This is a genomic window from Lutispora saccharofermentans (genome assembly GCF_024363565.1).
GTDB classification, from domain to species: Bacteria; Bacillota; Clostridia; order Lutisporales; family Lutisporaceae; genus Lutispora; species Lutispora saccharofermentans.
Genome location: NZ_JAJEKE010000022.1, coordinates 1 through 19,068 on the forward strand (window position 1 = coordinate 1; position 19,068 = coordinate 19,068).

15 protein-coding genes and 1 pseudogene are annotated in these 19,068 nt (G+C 33.9%); 1 reads left to right on the plus strand and 15 read right to left on the minus strand.

Features of this window, described 5'->3' with window-relative positions; translation table 11 throughout:
- Positions 1 to 72 precede the first annotated feature (72 nt).
- From LJD61_RS17835 to LJD61_RS17875, 9 genes and pseudogenes are all read right to left on the minus strand, one after another.
- Positions 73 to 524, minus strand: a pseudogene (locus tag LJD61_RS17835) (GNAT family N-acetyltransferase).
- A 283-nt stretch (positions 525 to 807) separates the two neighbouring features.
- Positions 808 to 2,283 carry a protein adenylyltransferase SelO gene (locus LJD61_RS17840; protein ID WP_255228915.1) on the minus strand — a complete coding sequence of 492 codons (1,476 nt, stop codon included), beginning with the start codon at positions 2,281 to 2,283 and terminating at the stop codon, positions 808 to 810.
- An 88-nt stretch (positions 2,284 to 2,371) separates the two neighbouring features.
- The gene (locus LJD61_RS17845) at positions 2,372 to 4,126 is read right to left on the minus strand and encodes an outer membrane protein assembly factor BamB family protein (RefSeq protein WP_255228916.1); all 1,755 of its coding nucleotides are present in this window, start codon (positions 4,124 to 4,126) and stop codon (positions 2,372 to 2,374) included.
- Between the two features lie 127 nt (positions 4,127 to 4,253).
- Positions 4,254 to 5,456, minus strand: a complete 1,203-nt coding sequence (locus LJD61_RS17850; protein ID WP_255228917.1) for a metallophosphoesterase family protein — start codon at positions 5,454 to 5,456, stop codon at positions 4,254 to 4,256.
- Between the two features lie 305 nt (positions 5,457 to 5,761).
- Complete coding sequence (locus LJD61_RS17855; RefSeq protein ID WP_255228918.1) at positions 5,762 to 6,205, minus strand: GNAT family N-acetyltransferase; 444 nt, start codon at positions 6,203 to 6,205, stop codon at positions 5,762 to 5,764.
- Between the two features lie 58 nt (positions 6,206 to 6,263).
- Complete coding sequence (locus LJD61_RS17860) at positions 6,264 to 7,118, minus strand: hypothetical protein (RefSeq protein WP_213996922.1); 855 nt, start codon at positions 7,116 to 7,118, stop codon at positions 6,264 to 6,266.
- Positions 7,119 to 7,246: 128 nt separating this feature from the next.
- Complete coding sequence (locus LJD61_RS17865; RefSeq protein WP_255228919.1) at positions 7,247 to 7,639, minus strand: 23S rRNA (pseudouridine(1915)-N(3))-methyltransferase RlmH; 393 nt, start codon at positions 7,637 to 7,639, stop codon at positions 7,247 to 7,249.
- 187 nt (positions 7,640 to 7,826) lie between these two features.
- On the minus strand, positions 7,827 to 7,988 hold the full coding sequence (locus LJD61_RS17870) for a hypothetical protein (RefSeq protein ID WP_213996919.1): 162 nt from the start codon (positions 7,986 to 7,988) through the stop codon (positions 7,827 to 7,829).
- Between the two features lie 360 nt (positions 7,989 to 8,348).
- Positions 8,349 to 9,266, minus strand: a complete 918-nt coding sequence (locus LJD61_RS17875; RefSeq protein WP_255228920.1) for a ribonuclease HI — start codon at positions 9,264 to 9,266, stop codon at positions 8,349 to 8,351.
- Between the two features lie 419 nt (positions 9,267 to 9,685).
- Here LJD61_RS17875 and LJD61_RS17880 point away from each other — a divergent pair, with 419 nt between their 5' ends.
- Positions 9,686 to 10,795, plus strand: coding sequence for a hypothetical protein (locus LJD61_RS17880; RefSeq protein ID WP_255228921.1), 1,110 nt, complete (start codon positions 9,686 to 9,688; stop codon positions 10,793 to 10,795).
- Positions 10,796 to 10,986: 191 nt separating this feature from the next.
- Here the strand turns inward: LJD61_RS17880 and LJD61_RS17885 are convergent, their stop codons facing one another.
- From LJD61_RS17885 to LJD61_RS17910, 6 genes are all read right to left on the minus strand, one after another.
- The gene (locus LJD61_RS17885) at positions 10,987 to 11,574 is read right to left on the minus strand and encodes a tyrosine-type recombinase/integrase (protein WP_023062712.1); all 588 of its coding nucleotides are present in this window, start codon (positions 11,572 to 11,574) and stop codon (positions 10,987 to 10,989) included.
- A gap of 290 nt (positions 11,575 to 11,864) precedes the next feature.
- Positions 11,865 to 13,178: a restriction endonuclease subunit S gene (locus tag LJD61_RS17890; protein WP_255228922.1), complete on the minus strand. Its 1,314-nt coding sequence runs from the start codon at positions 13,176 to 13,178 to the stop codon at positions 11,865 to 11,867.
- Positions 13,178 to 14,611, minus strand: coding sequence for a type I restriction-modification system subunit M (locus LJD61_RS17895; RefSeq protein WP_255228923.1), 1,434 nt, complete (start codon positions 14,609 to 14,611; stop codon positions 13,178 to 13,180). Before LJD61_RS17895 ends, LJD61_RS17890 begins: the two co-directional genes overlap by 1 nt.
- 20 nt (positions 14,612 to 14,631) lie before the next feature.
- Positions 14,632 to 17,004 carry an EcoAI/FtnUII family type I restriction enzme subunit R gene (gene hsdR, locus LJD61_RS17900; RefSeq protein WP_255228924.1) on the minus strand — a complete coding sequence of 791 codons (2,373 nt, stop codon included), beginning with the start codon at positions 17,002 to 17,004 and terminating at the stop codon, positions 14,632 to 14,634.
- Between the two features lie 332 nt (positions 17,005 to 17,336).
- On the minus strand, positions 17,337 to 17,882 hold the full coding sequence (locus tag LJD61_RS17905; protein WP_255228925.1) for a hypothetical protein: 546 nt from the start codon (positions 17,880 to 17,882) through the stop codon (positions 17,337 to 17,339).
- A gap of 191 nt (positions 17,883 to 18,073) precedes the next feature.
- Entirely contained in the window at positions 18,074 to 19,024 is a 951-nt protein-coding gene (locus LJD61_RS17910) for a hypothetical protein (protein WP_255228926.1), read from the minus strand.
- Between the last annotated feature and the right edge of the window lie 44 nt (positions 19,025 to 19,068).

Sequence of the window (19,068 nt, forward strand, 5' to 3'; positions counted from 1 at the left end):
TAAAAATCAGGAATACCATATACAGCATTCCTGATTAAATAAAAATATTTTAAGTTACTATTATTCTGTGAATTACACGGTTCGGAATTTACCAAACAGCATCAAATCATAAAATGTATTATCTATAAAATAATAGTCTTTTAATTGTCCTTCTAACTCAAAATCGTTCATCAGAGCGACAGTTTCTGTACCATAACCTTTGCCCCAGTGTTTACTATGAAAAACATAGCCGATTTCTGCATGTTTCGCTTCATGTCAAAACCAAATATCATTGCTGTTCCTATAATTTCTTGGGTTGATTTAATCACAACAGATGCATATAAATGTGTTCCAGCTGTCTCACGCCTCAACATTTCTTCAATATAATTATGGGTTTCCTCCAAAGTTTTCATTAACGGCCAGCTAATAAAACGTTTGACATTCTCATCTGAAGCATAGCTGTGTATCACTTTTGCATCATCTGTATTCAAGGGTTTAAAATAGATATTCTGGCCTTCCAGCCCATGGAATAAGCTTGTGCTCATGTTATTCTCCCTGCATGCTTTATTTTCATATATTATCTATCCATTATAGCAGACCTCTGTTACTTATGGTACAGCTCACCATTACATCAGCGAAAGCAGAAGGTTTTTATGATAAGCTCTTATGTTCGGCCTCTTCTATAAGTGTATATAGCCTTTGTCTGAGTACTTGCTGTTCTTGGTAATTAAAAGCCAAGCTTGCCATTAGCTGCTGAAACTTTGTCATGCATTAACAAATTCTATGCACTGTCTTTTCTATCTCTATAGCTATTTGCTTTGCTTATATTTAAGTACCGCAAAAAGTTCGGTAGGGACAAGACGACGGCGCGGGAAGTGCAGTGTAATACTCCTGTTCAGCAGAGTAATCGTATGGGTTTGAAAGTACGTTAAGAAATCGTTCCATGACACTGTAATCTCCTTGTTTCCATGCGGCTTCAAGAGCTTCCTCCACTCGGTGATTGCGAGGGATTATTGAAGGGTTGGATCTCATCATAAGCTGATTGGAAGAGGCTTTTGGTTCCTGCTGCCTGCTTAATCTGCCCTGCCACAGCTTATACCATTCAGCAAATTCTTCAGTATCAAACAGAACTATATTCCTCAGTTTATCTAAAGTTAATGCGCGGAAGGTATTAGTGTAATCAGCATCATACCGATGCATCATATTGAGAAGGTCTTCAATAAGGGATTCATCCTCTGGTTCTGCGTTAAATATTCCCAGTTTTGCTCTCATTCCCGCCAGCCAATTATTGTGATATAACCCGGTAAAATTCGTAATCTCCTCCTGGGCCATTTTGGCAGCCTGTTCCTTGTTGTGATGCAGCAGTGGCAATAAAGTTTCAGCAAAACGGGCAAGATTCCACATAGCAATGCCGGGCTGATTGCCGTAGGCATAGCGCCCATAGGTATCAATAGAACTGAATACGGTTTCCGGATCGTAGACATCCATAAAGGCGCAAGGACCATAATCAATGGTTTCACCACTAAGGCTCATATTATCTGTATTCATTACTCCGTGAATAAATCCAACTAACTGCCATTTGGCAATAAGCAAAGCCTGCCGCTTTATAATTTCCTCAAGCAAGAAAAGATAGCGGTTATCATCAAGGACTACATTCGGGAAATGTCTTTGCAGTGTGTAATCAGCCAGAACCCTGAGTTCCTCAGCAGTCCCCCATTTTGAAACATATTGAAAGGTACCGACCCGCAGATGACTAGCAGCCACGCGTGTTAGAACTGCGCCAGGCTGTACGGTTTCACGTATTATTGATTCACCGGTGGATATCACCGCTAGGCTCCGAGTGGTAGGAATGCCAAGGCCATACATTGCTTCGCTTATTATATATTCGCGCAGCATGGGTCCAAGGGCTGCTCTGCCATCTCCCCCCCGCGAATATGGTGTCTTGCCCGAACCCTTAAGCTGAATATCAAAACGCTCACCTAAAGGCGTAATCTGCTCACCAAGCAGCAGAGCCCTGCCGTCCCCTAGCATGGTAAAATGTCCGAACTGGTGCCCTGCGTATGCTTGAGCAAGGGGCAGAGCACCTTGGGGAATCTGGTTACCAGCAAGCATCTCTATGCCGTCACTGCTTTTAAGCACCGAAACATTTAATCCCAATGATGATGCCAGTGGATAATTCAAGATAATCAGCTTAGGTAAAGGTACAGGGGTTGGCTTGAGACTAGTAAAAAAAGATTTCGGCAGCCTGGCATAGCTATTATCCAGGTTCCATCCAGTTTCTTTTATTTCATTTTCCCTTATCATCGTATCACCTTTTCTTATTTCCTTTGCACCTTAGTTTTTCTTTTAATAGAACAAATTATCATAGGCATTGTATTAAAATAACGAAATATCAGCGAATTATTATTCCAAATATCTTTTGCCTTCTTGTCCCCACAACAGCTATATTTTCAAAGACTGCGGGAGAGCCTTCTACATTGGCGCCTAAGTCTATATTATCTAATACTCGTCCTGTTAGCCCATCTATTAAGTACATCTTTCCAGCAGAATCACATAGGATAATATATCCGGCACCCTCCTTGGTATATATATCTACAGGAGAGCTCCATGAATAATCAGGCAATTCCAGCCGCCATATCTCTTCGCCTGAGCTTTTATCAAGAGCAATCAGCAGGCCCTTGCTGAATCCCCCGCATCGGGCAAGATTATATATTACCATTTGCTTTAAAGAATTTTTCCCTATGACCGGAGTGGCTAAAGCTCCTCCATTGATAGGGCTGTCTCCCAGTTCAGAATAGCATTCATAAGGCTTCTCCCAGATCAACTGGCCGGAGAGGGCATCGACCTTTCGTATATGGCTCATCCCTTTGGCACCTTGCTTATCCACTTCACAGGCTGTATAGAGTGCAGCCTGGTCTTCCGCCTCTTCTTCGATCACGATGGTACTGTCAGTATCATCAGTGACATCTTTTATCCATACGGGCCTTAATGTGTTTAAATCTATGCATTGCAGCCAGCCCCCATTATCCGCAAAGTATGCCAGGTTCTTATACACCGCCACAGAGTTTTCTATTCCTTGATAGTGATTTCCTGATATGCGGTATTTATATTTTATTACCTTCGGATCTATAGTGATGGTATTTTCAATTCTGTTATAATCTGCATTTAACTTTATTGTATAAAAGATTCCATTCTCTCCTGCCAACAGCAAAGTACCGGTTTTTTCATCTATCAGTGCAGTTGAATCGAAAGCCGGCCACCCTCTATTTGCAAATGGATCTGATCCATTGAGAAAAAACAGTTTCTTTTGGTCTATCAAGCTATATATCCGATATCCCATCTCTACCTTTTTCCCGTGAACAGTATTGATGCCTTGCCCTACATACAATAATGGTATTCCCCGAGGATCTACGGTAAGGCTTCCTTTTACAGGTCCGGGAATATGGATCTTCTCACGAGTAGGACTTCCATCCTCAAGGTCAAGAAAATAGACTTCCCCATCTAATGCCGCATAGATTACCTCCCGCAAGCCTTCTTTGTTCCTCTTTTCTTCCCTTATATTCATGCTGCCTCGCAATTCATCAGGCCATTCAACTATTGCGGGCTGTCCATTCCACCCTACCCCTGTCCAGCCATCGATTGCCCCGGTGGGGATTTCCCATTTGATCTCCAGTTTCTTTTCCTTAATATCCGCATCGCCATAGCCGGCAGAATCACGATGATGATTTCCTCTGAAGCATGTGACTCCCTTTACAGCCGAATAATTTTCAGCTTTATCCATAATGATTTTGTTTGCTCTCATAAAATCATTGATTATTTCCTTTTCATTCGCCACTTCATGCTTTAATTTATCCAATAAGTTTTGATCGATTTTGTCTATGTCGATCATTGCCTCTTGAGGGATATCTTCCTCCGAAGTGTTTTCTTGGGCATCTATATCTCCGGCCGTACTTTCATCCACCTTTATCTTTTGCTCCATGTGATAATACTCAGTATCTTCTAAGTCATTCGCTTGTTTTATCAGCAGCTCTTCTTGCCCTACCGCTGCCTTGCTTTCATCATAACCGGACTGGGCTACATCCATCAGCATAAAAATTGCCATAGTTATGATGATACCTATTATAATTTTCCCTTCTCTATTTTCCATAAAGCGTTCCTCCATATCAGTTGATTCCTATAAACTATATGAAGGAAACGCGTAAACATTCTTTTCATTTGTCCATAAAGATAAATGAAAAACTTTAAACGCAGCGCATCTAACGCCGGTATGAAGATCAGCCGCTCAGGCCTAATAAAGAAACCTGACCGCTTTTAGAAAACTTAATAATTTTTGGAGTAACATCCTCATAAGCTGTTTCATCGTTGATATTTATATTATTTTCTAAAATAGCGCCGCTTGAGAAAATTGTAATCAATCTATCGTCAAAGAAATTTTTATATCCTTCCTCTTCTGCTTCATGCCCGCGTATCAATAGATCAAATTTTATATCGCTTTGGAATTCATCGAAATGTTCTGCTGTAAATCTAAATCTTCCGGAGCTTTCTCTAAGGTCCTCTTCACCATTGCAAGGATCACTCCAGAGCATATTATTGCATATGGTTTTATTCATGGTATCTATTATCTGGGCATTTGTAAGATCAGATATGCTATGGATATAGCTGTAATATTTCAAATCATTTTTTCTGGGCCTGGGAATACCTCCATGTACAGCCATCAAGCTCACCGTTTGATTATTTATAAATGCAATATTGCATAAACTATTAAAGAAGTTTAAATATGAATTTATGATGCGAAGCCTTAGTTCATCATCATTCTTCAAAATATTGTCCAGATATAAAAGGAAATAGTCTTCATCTCTTTCATCATCCGGTTTTCCAACGCATAATTTGATTCTATCTCCCATCAAAACCCCATCATCATGGTTGCCCCTTAGCAAATATACATGATCCGGGAAAATAAATTTTAGGGCTAATATATACTCCAATGTTTTAATGTGTGCTTTGCCTCTGTCTACATAATCACCTAAGAAAATAAGGCGTTCCTTTTTCTTTTCAACAACGTTACTAAAAAAATCACAAATTTGAAGTATTCTTTTCAAGCTTACAGTATCTGAATGTATGTCTCCTATTAAAAAATAATCATACCCGCTCTCATTAAATGAATATATCTTAAATGCCCTTTTACCGTCGTTAAGATGCTCATTTAATTCTTTTATATTTATACTTTTGCTCAAAAGCTTTTCATTGACCAAATCATTTTCACTCTCATGTATCTTGCATACTTCATCAATAAGGAATTCCTGAACGGCAAATGCCTCATTTAAATTTTCATATTCCATAGTATTTGTTTTTATGCCGGTCAGTTCATTAATTTTGCTAAAGTCCCTTCCTAAATCTTCCCCAGAATGATATATATCGTTATACAGGTTTTCTTTGATTCTTTTTATGTATTCTATAATATCTTCGCAATGATTCACTTTTGCCCCTGCTTTCTATAGCTATCAATTCATGTCTATAATTATAAAGCTTTATGCTTATTTGTGATAAGGTTCACCGTGTATTACCGAATACATGACTCTATTCAAAATACAATGATTTTCAATAAAACATTAAACTTTAGCACATAGAACCTAATTCTTTATTCACAATAATATGAAATTAACTTCTTGCAAATCTTTAATTATTTATCATTAAAGAAGTCTTCCCTACTAATTTCATAATCAACGGCAGTCCTCAACTTACCAGTCTGGTCCTTCAAACAGTCTTTTCTTACTCCAATTCTTCAAGCCCCAATCTTATTTTCGTAAACATATTGAGCCCTTTTGTTTTCAAGCATAGTATCCCAAGCAATCCTTTCTATTGGACATTTAGAGTTAATGATTTCATCTGTAAAAAGAAATTTAAACAGCATCTTAATAATTTTAGGACCATATCCCTTGTTCTGGTAATTCAAATCGCATATTTTCCATCCAGGATATGCTGTATCTCCTTTAATCCTGTAACTTAATTCACCTACAGCCTTACCATCAATTTCTATAATACAAAGTTGCCTTAATTCGTCATTCTTGCTTTGAATATTTTCAATAGTATCTTCTAAAGACTCCCCTAGTCCATTTGGAAATCCCGCATGTTCCATGACCTTTCCGTCATTCCACCACTTATTTAATTGAATAGCATCATCAACAGTAGCACTTCTAATTACAATATTATCTTTTTCAATTCTCATATTTGCCTCCCAAGAAACAGTTTCAGGCTAAAATCACTTATGATAGAACTCAAAAATTTTATATATTTTTTCTTAATTCACCTGTTTTATTTGCAACAAATTGAGCAAATAACTTTTCTTTTTCAGCACGTTCTTTTTCAGCAATAATATCATCCAATATTAACTCTATACCAATTTTAAGGTACGGATACATATAGATACATTCTTCTTCGCTTAATTCATGTATACCTTTACTAACTATACTATATAAGTTTTTATTTTCAACAAGCACTTTGGGTAAATAATCTTTTAAAATTTCTATTTTTTCTTTGAAATCGCTGTGCATAAAATCCTCAGATGATATTTCTAGCATATCTTTTACTTTACTATATTTCTCAAGAACTAGATTTTCTATAATTCTGCGAAGATATACAAAAGAACCAATCCCTATCCCATGAGAAAAAAGTCCTAAAGACTTTTTATATTCCACGAATTTTTCACCAAGAACAGATTTATATTTCATGTTTTCTCTAATTGAAATATCAGCAAAAGATGGATATTGCCCAATTTTAATCATCTTATCATTGGTAACCAGTAAATCAAACAAAATTGAATGTTCGTTATCTCTAGTACATTGAAAAAATAAACAATACCTTTTGTTTAAATACTCTTGAAATCGTACTTCTTTCTTAGGAGTTTTTCCACGACCTTCTGAATAATCAATTCTTATACCAAATCCTCTTTCTTCATATGTTTGCTTTCTAACCTCTTTAAAAATACGCTTTTCATTGCACTTAATGCAAAAACAATCAATATTATAGTCATAATAACCGTTGTTAGAGAGCACCTTTTCTAATTCATCTAAGTCTTCAATAGAAACATCAATACTGTCATATAAACCTTTGTTCACAAGTAATTCCTCAAACTTTGACATATATTAATCCCCCTTTAAATCATGTTGAAACAGTATTTATTTAGCACGTAGTAAGATTTCTATTATAGCGCTTTTAGGCACCTATTATGCTATGTGATTAATACTTTTGGCGCTTATTTTGCGTTATTCTATTTGTGGTAAGGTGCATTGTTAATAATACGGTAAGCCCTGTAAATTTGTTCATAAATAACAATCAATAATATATTAATATCAATATCCATCCGAGAGATTGATAATACATAGTCTGCTTCGATATTATCCACACCTATAAATATAGTAATATTGCTATTACCACTTACACCTATCTGTGCAACTTTCCCCGCTAATTGTTCAGAAGACAGTTGCTCACCATCTTTATCGATTTTAATTACATATGATTTATCGGTTATTTCTTTGGTCGGATTTTTCGCTTCTACGTATTCTACTTTGCAGTATGCACTTAAACGCTTAGTATATTCCTGTATAGCATCCTTAACGTATTTATCTTTTATCTTTTCTGTACTAATAATTTTAAGTTTCATATTCTCTCCCTATCGATATAGTAAAATATCATAAAAATTATATTACTAGTTGACAATGGGTAAGAGAATTTTAAACATTTTTAAATTTTTCAGCAATTTTTATAGGAATTTATGAAAAGATAAAAGTTGTCTTACCCATTTTGAAAATAAAACAAAAAATATAGACTTTTTTATGTCATCCAGAATCTTATTTTACCAACTCATTAAGAGCCTCTTTGTTTTCATATATGACACTATCCATGAGGGCTTCTATTTCTTTCTGTTCTTTTGTTTTTAAACTATTAATAGAACGCCCTGCCTCTTTCTTATTGTTTTCAGTCAGTTTTCTCAAATCCCTCTTACATTTCAAAGTTACATCCTCCATTTTACTTAGGTTACTCTGTTATTATATTACCTCTTGTATTCATTTACAATTTCTATAATAAATCTTTATCAAAAGGTAACAGTTTAATTATCTTAAATTTTCTATTCTTTCCTACAGTCTTTTTCAATAGATACTGACTTGAAAAGAATTATTATTAGAAAAATTATTTCTAAAGAGAATTATATTAATTAAAATCGTTTCTTCATCATGTGTAGTGTTTTAAAACGGTTTCTCTATACTGTAGATATTAATTAAGTCTATTTCTAATTTATTTTTCTTTTCTATTTTTCTATTAAGAGAAGCATTTCTAAAATCGGCTTGTTTTATTAAAATAACCTTTTTTATCTATTTATTATTATTCCTCATATTTACTAAGTTCTTCTTAAGAAATTCTTCATTTGAAAAATCTGTTATTACGCAAGGTACCCTCGGAATATCAAATAACTTTGCTGTAATTAGACGTGTTATCCCTACTACCAGAGCATATTTACCATATTCCAATGGCTTTACTGCAATAGGATATGAAATCTCATGAAACTCTGCTGCAGTACGAAATAATGTTCCGAAACATAAACTATTGCAATTTAAATGAATTTCTTCCGTAATAATTATGTCGTGGGTGTCGATATATACTATCTCATGCTGTCCTTCTATGTACCACTTAAAATCTGCTTTATTCTTATTACTTTTCCACGGTCTTTTCATACTAAGCATTTCTTTTACTTCTATATTTTCAGAAGTGTTGACTATCTCTTTGAATACAAAATCTCCATCATTTTCCGCTTCCATTATATGTATATTGTTCTTCTTGCAGAATTGCAGTTTTCTAGCATAGTTTGCATAGTCATGAACCACTTTATTTTGACTATCCCTTTTAGATGTTTTATAAAAGCGTATTGTCATATCCCCAATCTTTTTAACTAGACAAGACAATATAAACCATTCCTCGGCACATTTTATTACAGCCCCGCCATTTTCTTTTTTCCACTGACAAGCATCCCATATCTTATACTTTTGGCTGCTGAAAACATCTACAATAGATATTTCATCTGTTATAATCTCTATTTTTTGATTTTCAAGACTCATGCTAATATTTAATAAATACTGCAGTGCATGTATTACAGCCTGCAATTCTGCTTGTATATTTTTTTTACACTTTAGATTTGTATATCCAAGTATTTTATTTCTGTCATCAATAATTATTAAAAAACTAATTCCTGCTTTGTTCTTCTTAAAAGAACCATCTGTATATATTTTTATCATTATTGTTATGTTCACCCTATTCTTCATTGTCTTTGTAATCTATTAAAAGTAACTATAATAAAAAAATCGATATTATATATCATTGGTATTTTACCTTATCTAATATCTCTCCAATTACCTCTAAAACATATCTTTGATTCATCGAAAAGACATTAACTTATAAATCGATAATATCATTACTAATGTCTAATTTCAACGATATTTGAATAAATTCCTTTAAATATAATAATTATGTATGTTTTTCTATTGTTTTCTTTGAATAACACGCTATAACACAATAAATCTTCCGTTTTGCAAGAAGTCAATGTTAATGCCCATAAATATAAAAATATTTCACCTAAAAATTTGAATCTATGTTGATGCTGTGTAAAATTACCTCCAAATCTCTAAAAGGATTTAGGGGAAGGAGGTGAACACACATGGTATCCGTAGACACAATCCGAGCATACACATATACCAATATTAATATAAATTACCTTATAAAAAATGGTTGGAGGAAATGGGTAAATAGAAAGGATGGTACTGTTTCTTATTTTAAGAAGGATAAGCATCTCCTATTTTGGTACTTCCCTCATGGAATACTGTTGATAAAATTCAGTATTCTAAAATTTTATTACGGTACAAACGCTAAAGTATTTGATTTGGACAATGCTGGTCTAATTATTAAGTTGGTAAATCATAGAATTAAAAGGCTTTTCCCCTCAAGTAGCAGCATAGTTCCATTTGAAGACTGGACCTGCAGTGAAATACATCCTTTAACCCATTTTTATACGGATAATGTAAAGGATAAAATCACTTACCTGGAGTGTCTTAAGAAATTAAACTACCCTAGAATGGAAAAACATAAGTATACTATGGGAGTACAGGCTAGAAACGGAAGCCGTTCAATTAATATTTATAGTAAATCAGATGAAATTAAATTTCGGGCAAATAATAGGCCTTCCACAGTATCAATTGAGGATTTATCAATAAATAATATAGAAAATATCATAAGGTTTGAATATCAAGTCAAAAAGCGTTCCTTAAAGTATTACTTTAAAAATAACAGGAAGGTAAAAGATGTTCTGAGAAAAGATTTCTGCCAAAACATGCTCCTAGAGGTTATAAAAAACTCGGGTCTTAACAATCCTTTTTTATATAAAAAAGAAACCTTAAGTAAAATAAAAAAAGAATTCGGTAAAGTAAAGGCTAGAAACTTAATAGAATTCATCACCGATTTCAACGAAAAACCTGAAGATTATATTAATGCAAAATATCCTAAAAAAACACAAAGCAATTATCTAAGAATATTAAAAGGAAGGAATATTAACCCTGTATTCCTTCCAGATAAAGTAAACAAAAAGATTGATTTTACTAATTTTGAAGAACCAACTAAATCAAACACCCAATTTTCCCTTTTTAAAATATTTTTACTAATAGCCCTTTTAAAAATGTGTAATGCACTACGAAAAAATAATTATATAAAACCTGTGGAATTGACCTCAATATTTACTGCAGAAGCATATTTTCACGAAGATGGAGGAGGGTAGCGCTTATATAGGCTGTATATATCATAGGGAAAACTAATCCCTTTTCCAAAATAACCGCAACTACAAACTGTCATCTAATAACCAAATAATAACCTTTAACACGTGTTAAACTCAAATTAATATACACAAATCAATGTCATTATGTATCTTTTCAAAACGAAATACACAATGGCCTATTTGTGCTTGTATCTCTATACAAGCATACTGTGTTTTTCTAATTTCTCAAGCATAATTTTTTGCTGTTTGGTAGTAAATTGAAAATAGCACAAAGTAGAGTTAACAGATTTATGTCCTAGCCAAAATTGAACTTCTTTTATATCCAAGTCTGATTCTGCTAGATGCACTGCAGTAGAATGTTTCAAACAGTGAAAATGCCATTTGTTTTCATCTTTGATTTTCGCCATTTGGCAGTATCGCTTCATTAAGTAGTCCAGCATTTTCCTGGAGATTGGATTTTGCTCCTGGCTCTTAAAAAGTACCTCTGATTCTTCTTTAACTCCATATTCTTTAATGTATTGATTTAGAATTTTAACAGTTTGTTTATCTAAGGCAATGGTATTATTCCAACTACTTTTCAGCCGCTTACAGTATAACTCTCCTTTGGATTTATTGTAGTATTCCAATTTTAATAGCCTGATTTCTGAGGCTCTAAGTCCGCATCGATATGCTACTCTAAAAATACATAAATTGCGGAGTGCATGCCTATCACCAGAGTTTTTTATTGCATTAAATAACCTACTTAATTCATCCTGAGTAAAATATTTTATTGTGGTATCCATTAGCCCCCTCCTACACTTGGACAATATATTCATAATGTCCAACCTTAAGTCACTTCACATGCCTTGATATTTCTACATTTACAAGAATCGTTACTAAAACCAAACAGAATGTTGGACATTACTTAGCAATTTATTAGCAGTACAAGTAGGCATTGTTTACTTTTTTATAATTGCTTCATAACAAATATAGCGCATAGTGTCCAAGTTGTAAGGTCCTTTTCTTCAAAAATTTCTATTCTTTAAAATAATCTAAGCAAAAAGACTTTCAGGGTTACCCGAAAGTCTTTTTGCTATGCTTCTTTAAATACTTCTTGCAAAACAGATTGCATTAACAGTTCGCTGTCTTTTTTTGATTGTTCGATGTTCCTTTCAAGTTCATCACATAAGGCCATTAATTGGTCTACTTTTTCTACAATGCGTTTTTGTTCCCTTAGTGGAGGTAAAGGCAATAGAAAATTCGCAACTTCCGAACCAGATACTTCTTTGAATGTAGTTCCTGATGCTTGTTCATTTATCTTCTTCGCCGAATAAGTCAAATAATAATAAATATATTCATTCATTTGCATTACATATGGAATACAGGACTTAAATCCTTGGTTTGTTGATAATGGATTACTTGCTATGGCTGTATATCCAATTGGGGCACGACTAGAAAATAATACTGTCCCTTTAGGCATCAATTGTGCTGAACTTTTTTCTAAGCCTAATTTAGTTATATTTCGTCTTCCTTTGCTAATATATTTACCTTTTATGTTACTTAAATCTGCTGGTGTCAACCAAGGAATATCACCATTTTCCCAATAATCTTTTATATTCGTCTTCGGTGTTCCGCCACCTACTATAGCACTTATCTCCCCTAATCTCACCCACTCCCATCCTCTCGGCATTTCATAGGGAACTTCATCTTCTGAAATAGGTGGCAAAGGCTTTTCTTTCTTAATTTTACCTTCTTTTATCAGCCTTTCTTTTTCCTCTTTTATCCTTTCTAAAAGAACACTTGCCGGTTCATCATTAGGGTCTTGTGGCACAAGTTTTCCCCGCACGGCTTCTTGAAGGATACTTTGTCGGAGTTTATTAAGTATTTCAGCATTATTTTCATTTTGTTTATCAAACAATTCTTTATTTTTAAAGAACCTTTCTAATTTTTCTACAATTTCCTTTTGCCTCTCCAAAGAAGGTAATGGTATCTTTATTTTTAAGACATCTCTGGGTCGAATTGAAGCATAATTTGTTGTACCTTGAGGCTTTATTTGGTTAAAAAAGTCATCTGTTTTTAGATAGTAATGTAGGTATAAACGATTCAACTTTTCTTCATTAACATTAAAGAGAAAGTAATGGCTACTAACAATAGCCCCTTCTAATTCAGAAGGAACTATACCATAACCTCCAACTTTTGCATCTATTTCCGCTACCAATAATTGTCCTGCCTTACAAACTTGCTGTTTCTTCGTCTTTATATCTTTACCTTTTATAACATCTCTTAAAACAATACCTTTACAATTAAGTTTTGCTGTACACCTTTTATACTCTTCTTCATCATTTATAGTGATAAATTCTTTTTGATATTCTAAAAGGTTAGATAATTCTACAAGTTCAATTCCCATTATTCATCTTCCCCCAATATTTCTTTCATACTCTGCAATAATTCTATTGATTTAGTAACGTTTCGTTCTAATTCTTTTATTAATTCTTTAGGGGTTTTTAGTTCATTATTACCTGTTTTTAATGGGTGATTTATATCCAGATTATAATTCCTGCTCTTTATCTCCTCTATACTAACCTTCCAAGCATATTGATTCTCTTCTCTGTTATTCCACCACTGTTTTTCAAGTTCAAACTCTTCATGTCTTATTGGTTTAGTCTTTGTATACTTCTTATATCCCTCTGGCAATGGATGCTCAAAGAACCAAATTTCTTTTGTCGGTTTTCCCTTTTCAAGGAACAAAAGATTAGTATTAATATCTGTATAAGGTGCAAATACGCCATTAGGAAGTCTTACTATTGTATGGAGATTAAACTCCTCAAGCAACTTCTCTTTTATGGTAGTCTTTACACCTTCTCCAAAGAGAAATCCATCAGGCAGTACAATTGCTGCTCTTCCAGTATCCTTTAATAAATACATCAAAAGCACCATGAAAAGGTCCGCAGTTTCCTTTGTCTGGAATTGCTGTGGGAAATTAACCTGGATTCCATCCTCCTCAATTCCGCCAAAAGGTGGATTGGTCACGATAATATCAACCTTGTCTACAGGCTTATAATCCCTTACATTGCGAGTTAAAGAGTTATCATGCCTTATCTTTGGGCTATCTATATCATGTAAAATCAAATTGGTTACTGCTAACATATGGGGTAAGGGTTTCTTTTCAATACCCAGTATGGTTTCCTGTAATGTTTTTTCATCCTCTATATTCTTTACTTGTTTTTTCAAATGCTCTAAGGCACATACTAAAAATCCACCTGTCCCACAAGCAAAATCTAAAACCTTTTCCCCCAATAGTGGATTAACCATATCAACCATAAATTGGGTTACAGGCCTTGGTGTATAATATTCTCCTGCGTTTCCTGCGCTTTGCAAATCCCTTAATATGCTTTCATAAATGTCATTAAATAAATGCCTGTCTTTTTGAGTCGTAAAATCTATTTCGTTTAACTTATTGATTACCTGCCTCATTAAGGTTCCAGATTTCATATAGTTATAGGAATCCTCAAAAACGGCCTTTACAATAAAGGCCTTTGGATTGCTGTTTTCATCCAATTCCATTTCTTTTAACCCTTTAAAAAGTTTGTTGTTTACAAAATCTAAAAGTTCATCGCCTGTAATACCTTCATCATCTGCAGCCCAATCTCTCCAGCGCAATCCTTCTGGAATAATTGTGGTATAATCGTCATCCATTAGTTCCCATTCTTCTTCTTTTGCATCAAATACTTTTAAAAATATCATCCAAACAAGTTGGGAAATCCTTTGAGCATCTCCATCTACCCCAGCATCCTGGCGCATAATATCCTGAACTGCTTTTATAATTGCTGATATTGACATCTGTGCATCACCTTCCTAATCTATGCAGTGTATATTTCCTTTTCTAATTCTTTAATGGCTTCTAAATACTTTTTCTTTCCACCAAAGCGTTTAACTATTTCAATAGGAGAACCAAATCTTTTAAAATCAGGAACCTTGAGTATCTCTAAATTCTCAAGATTTTCAATTCCTTCGTCAGCATACTTTTCCAGAAGCGCTTCTAATACTTCCCTTGCACTTTCTCCGTATTTTGTAAAGTAGTTTCTCTTCTTTACATTATTAGCCCTCTCTTTTCTTGTGAGAGGAGGCATGTCAAAGGCTACATGGCAAATCAAATCAAATGGGTCTAAATCCTTTCCAACTTCATCTTTCAGTTCTTCAAGGAGTACTCCTCTTTCTTCTAATTCTTTTAAGATGGCTTCCTTTCTCTCTGATTCATTCCATTTTATGAGGAACTCATCAAGGGTTTTAAATTCATTCTTTATATTTTTTCTGGTATAAGATATTAATGACTCTGTTATAAGTTTGCCATCCTTGTCATAGTAATAAACTCTTTCATGTATTACCTTTACAGGAACATCATTTACATAATACTTGGCTGGGATTTCATTAATATCTCCGCCATCTATAATTTCAGGAGGAATATCCCCTCCGTAATCTCCTTCAGATTCCTGGTCTCCGCCTAATTCCCCTTGACCATCTACAGTTTCTTCTTCCTCCGTAGGAATTTCTCCTGTAGTCGTTTTAACGCTTACAGGGTCTCCATCAAAATCTGGGTCTGCAAATAATTTAGTGACTCCTCTGAAGTCTATTATGGTAAAATATTGTTTGCCATAATCCTCTCTTATTCTTGTGCCTCTGCCAATAATTTGTTTGAACTCAATCATACTATTGATATTTGCATCTAAAACGATGAACTGACAAGTCTGGGCATCTACTCCTGTAGTCATAAGTTTACTCGTTGTAACCAAAACAGGGTATTTACTGGCTGGGTCTATAAAATTATCCAGTTCAGCCTTGCCTTCTTCGTTATCACCTGTGATTCTCATAATATATTTAGGATTTTCTGTTACTAAGTCTCCATTTTCATTGACAAGCGCCTGCCTCATTCTCTCAGCATGCTCAATATCTACACAGAAGAAAATTGTCTTGGCAAATCTGGAATTATTCTTTTTTAAGTAATCAGATACTTTTTGGGCAACAATCTCTGTTCGGTTTTCGATGACTAAGTTTTTATCAAAATCTTTTATATTATATTCTCTATCTTCAATTTCAAAGCCGTACTTGTCTCTTTTCCCTTTTTCCGGTCTATACCCTTCTACATCTCTATCCAGCAATACTCTTATAACTTTATATGGGGCGAGGAAACCGTCTTCGATTCCCTGTTTTAGTGAGTAGGTGTAAATAGGTTCACCAAAATATTCTATATTTGACACATCCTTTGTTTCCTTCGGTGTAGCCGTAAGCCCTATTTGAGTGGCTGGATGGAAGTATTCTAATATTTCTCTCCATGCAGAATCTTCTTTGGCACTTCCCCTATGGCACTCGTCTATTATGACCAAATCAAAAAACTCTGGCGAGAACTGCTTATATACATTTTTAAATTCATCTTCACCTGAAATTCCTTGATATAGGGCTAAATAAATTTCATGGGCCTTGTCTATTTTTCTATTGGTGATTTTCGTCATTTTATCGCCGAAATATTTAAAATCATTTGCCATAGTCTGGTCTACCAGAATATTTCTATCGGCTAAAAATAAGATTCTCTTTTTAGACCTGGACTTCCAAAGCCTATAAATAATTTGGAAGGCTGTATAGGTTTTCCCTGTACCAGTAGCCATGACAAGCAAAATTCGATTTTGACCTTTGGCAATTGCCTCTACTGTTCTGTTTATGGCAATACGCTGATAATATCTTGGGCTTTTGCCATTTAGTTCAAAATAGTATTCCTGCGCAATAATTGCTTCTTCTCTTTCGGAGATTCTTTTTGCTTTTTTATATCTATTCCATAATTCTTCAGGAGATGGGAACTGGTTAAGTGGTATTTCTCTTTCTTTACTGCCCACACTAATAGTTCTGTCATGTTCCAAAAATGCATCTCCATTAGTTGAAAATGCAAAAGGAATATCCAGAATATCTGCATAATTTAATGCCTGCTGCATACCAGCCCCTACTGGATGCTTATTGTCTTTTGCTTCTATTATAGCAAGAGGTATATTGGATTTATAATATAGAATATAATCCGCTCTTTTCCTTTCTCCTCTTGTAACCAGTTTTTTTCTGACAATGATTCTCCCGTCAGTAAAAGACACTTCTTCTCTAATTTGTCTTTCTAAATCCCATCCTGCATTTATCAAGGATGGTGTTATGTACTTGGAACATATATCCCTTTCAGATAAATCCTTCTTATTCACCAATATCACCCCGTTCCCAATACTTAAATCCGAAACATAGATGTCACATTTATCAATATTTTATCATAAATGTCCAAGAATTAGAAATTAAAATAGTATATTGAATTGAAAATGTAAAAAAGACATTATAAAAATGCCTTTTTTACATTGAATGCCTTATTCAATTATTATGTTTATCCTTAATGGAGGTAATAATGATGTAATAATAGAGTAGTAAATCATAAGGAGTTATTTCAAGTATTTTAGTATTATTTTTGCTTCTTTACAAATCCGATTAAATCATTAAGTATTTTTATATAGAATCAAATTCATAAGGCAATATGCGATTTTAACTATTGCTCATCCAATAGTTCTTTTAAGATTGTTTTAGATTCTGGAGGCAGTATTTTAATTAAGTGCTTCAGCCCGATGTTGTATATTAAAGCAATTATCATATTTTCCCGTTCTCTTAAGTCTGCCAGCGCTTCTCCATCAAAAAGTTCCAGTTTGTTTTCATATGGAGTATACTGTGCCCACTGCTCACAAGTGAGCCTCTGCGGTTCTGCTAATGGTATCAGTTCTTCTTTATCTCCTTCCGTCTCAAAATACTGTAATGCATTTTCTACCCATTTTATAAAGTCCCTACATTCCGGGATTTTACCGTCATTTTCTGCTATTTGCTGTTTTACAGTATCTATTGCTATTTTTCTAATGTCTTCTTTACCATCAAAAACCCTCAAAACAGCACTTTCGGGCAACTCAATCGTCTTTAAAATTTGTTTCACACTAAAGCCTATTTCTTTTAACCTCTTTACAATTTGCAGTGTACAAGACATTTCTGCTATTAATTCTACTTTTTTCAGATGTTCTGGCAGTGTATCTTCAAAAGTACCCTCCATATCTCCTTACCTCTTTTCTTTCATATTTTATATACATCACCGTTCACAGTATATTTTTCATTTATTATTCCAAATACTTCGATAAAATCTATTAAATATCCGAGAAAGCAGTGATGTATACTCGGTATCTATTGATAAAACCAAAATCTTTTTCCTGTCCTCCTTTCCGCTTATATACGAGTATACCTTATTTATATAATATAACGACAGCGTGTCTGATTATCTTCTCCAATATATGTTTCTTTCATAATATATCCTTTTTCATGAAGAACATCTGTCAACTCTGATATTGTATTTCTTTTTCTACCAATTAATCTTCCAATCTCCGCTTGGCTTTTCTTAATCTCCCCTTTGCCACCTGTTAAATAACATAGATAGGAATATAATTTTATTTCTCCATTTGTAAGTTTCTTTTCTGCGTTATTAAGCATATTATTTATTGTTTCTATTTCAAACGGTGTATAACCATTATTGTGTTTAAGATTTTTATTTATTCTATAAATCGCTTTTTCCTGTGTTCTGCGACTACCTGCGTGCTTTCTGATTAAATCAAACTGTATTATATTTTTTATGATTCGATAAAATGTTGATTTACCAATACTGGCGAAATTCATAATTTCATCAATTCTCCATTCTTTATTTCCAGCAAGTTGCTCTTGGAGTGTCATAGAAAAATACAGTTTAATAGCCTCATCACTTAATAAATGATAATTTAAGAAAAACTGATTTGGTATTAATATTTTTTTAAAATACGACTGGAAAATATGTTCCAGAAGGACACTATCAATTATAACACCCCATTCTTTTTTAAAGTCGGTATCATCTGACGATTTCATAATTATCCTTATAACACGCACATACCAACTACAGTTACCTATCAGTTTATAATATTTAAATGGCTTAAAATATAATTGAAAAATTGCTTTTTCTATTTGTTGATTAATAGTTACAGAATCATCAAGATTAAGTAATTCTCTAATTTGATGAAAATTAAAAGTTATTCTGTCATCTCCTCGGTTAATTTGATATCTTCCTAGATATAAAATAGCAGTTAAAGTTTTTAAATTAAAGTCTGCTTCACTTAAGTCAATCTTTTTATCCCATATTTGTTCAAAAAAGTTTTCCAAATTTGTATTAGCCATAATACGCCCTCTCCTTTCATTAAGGCATATTATATCACATGAAA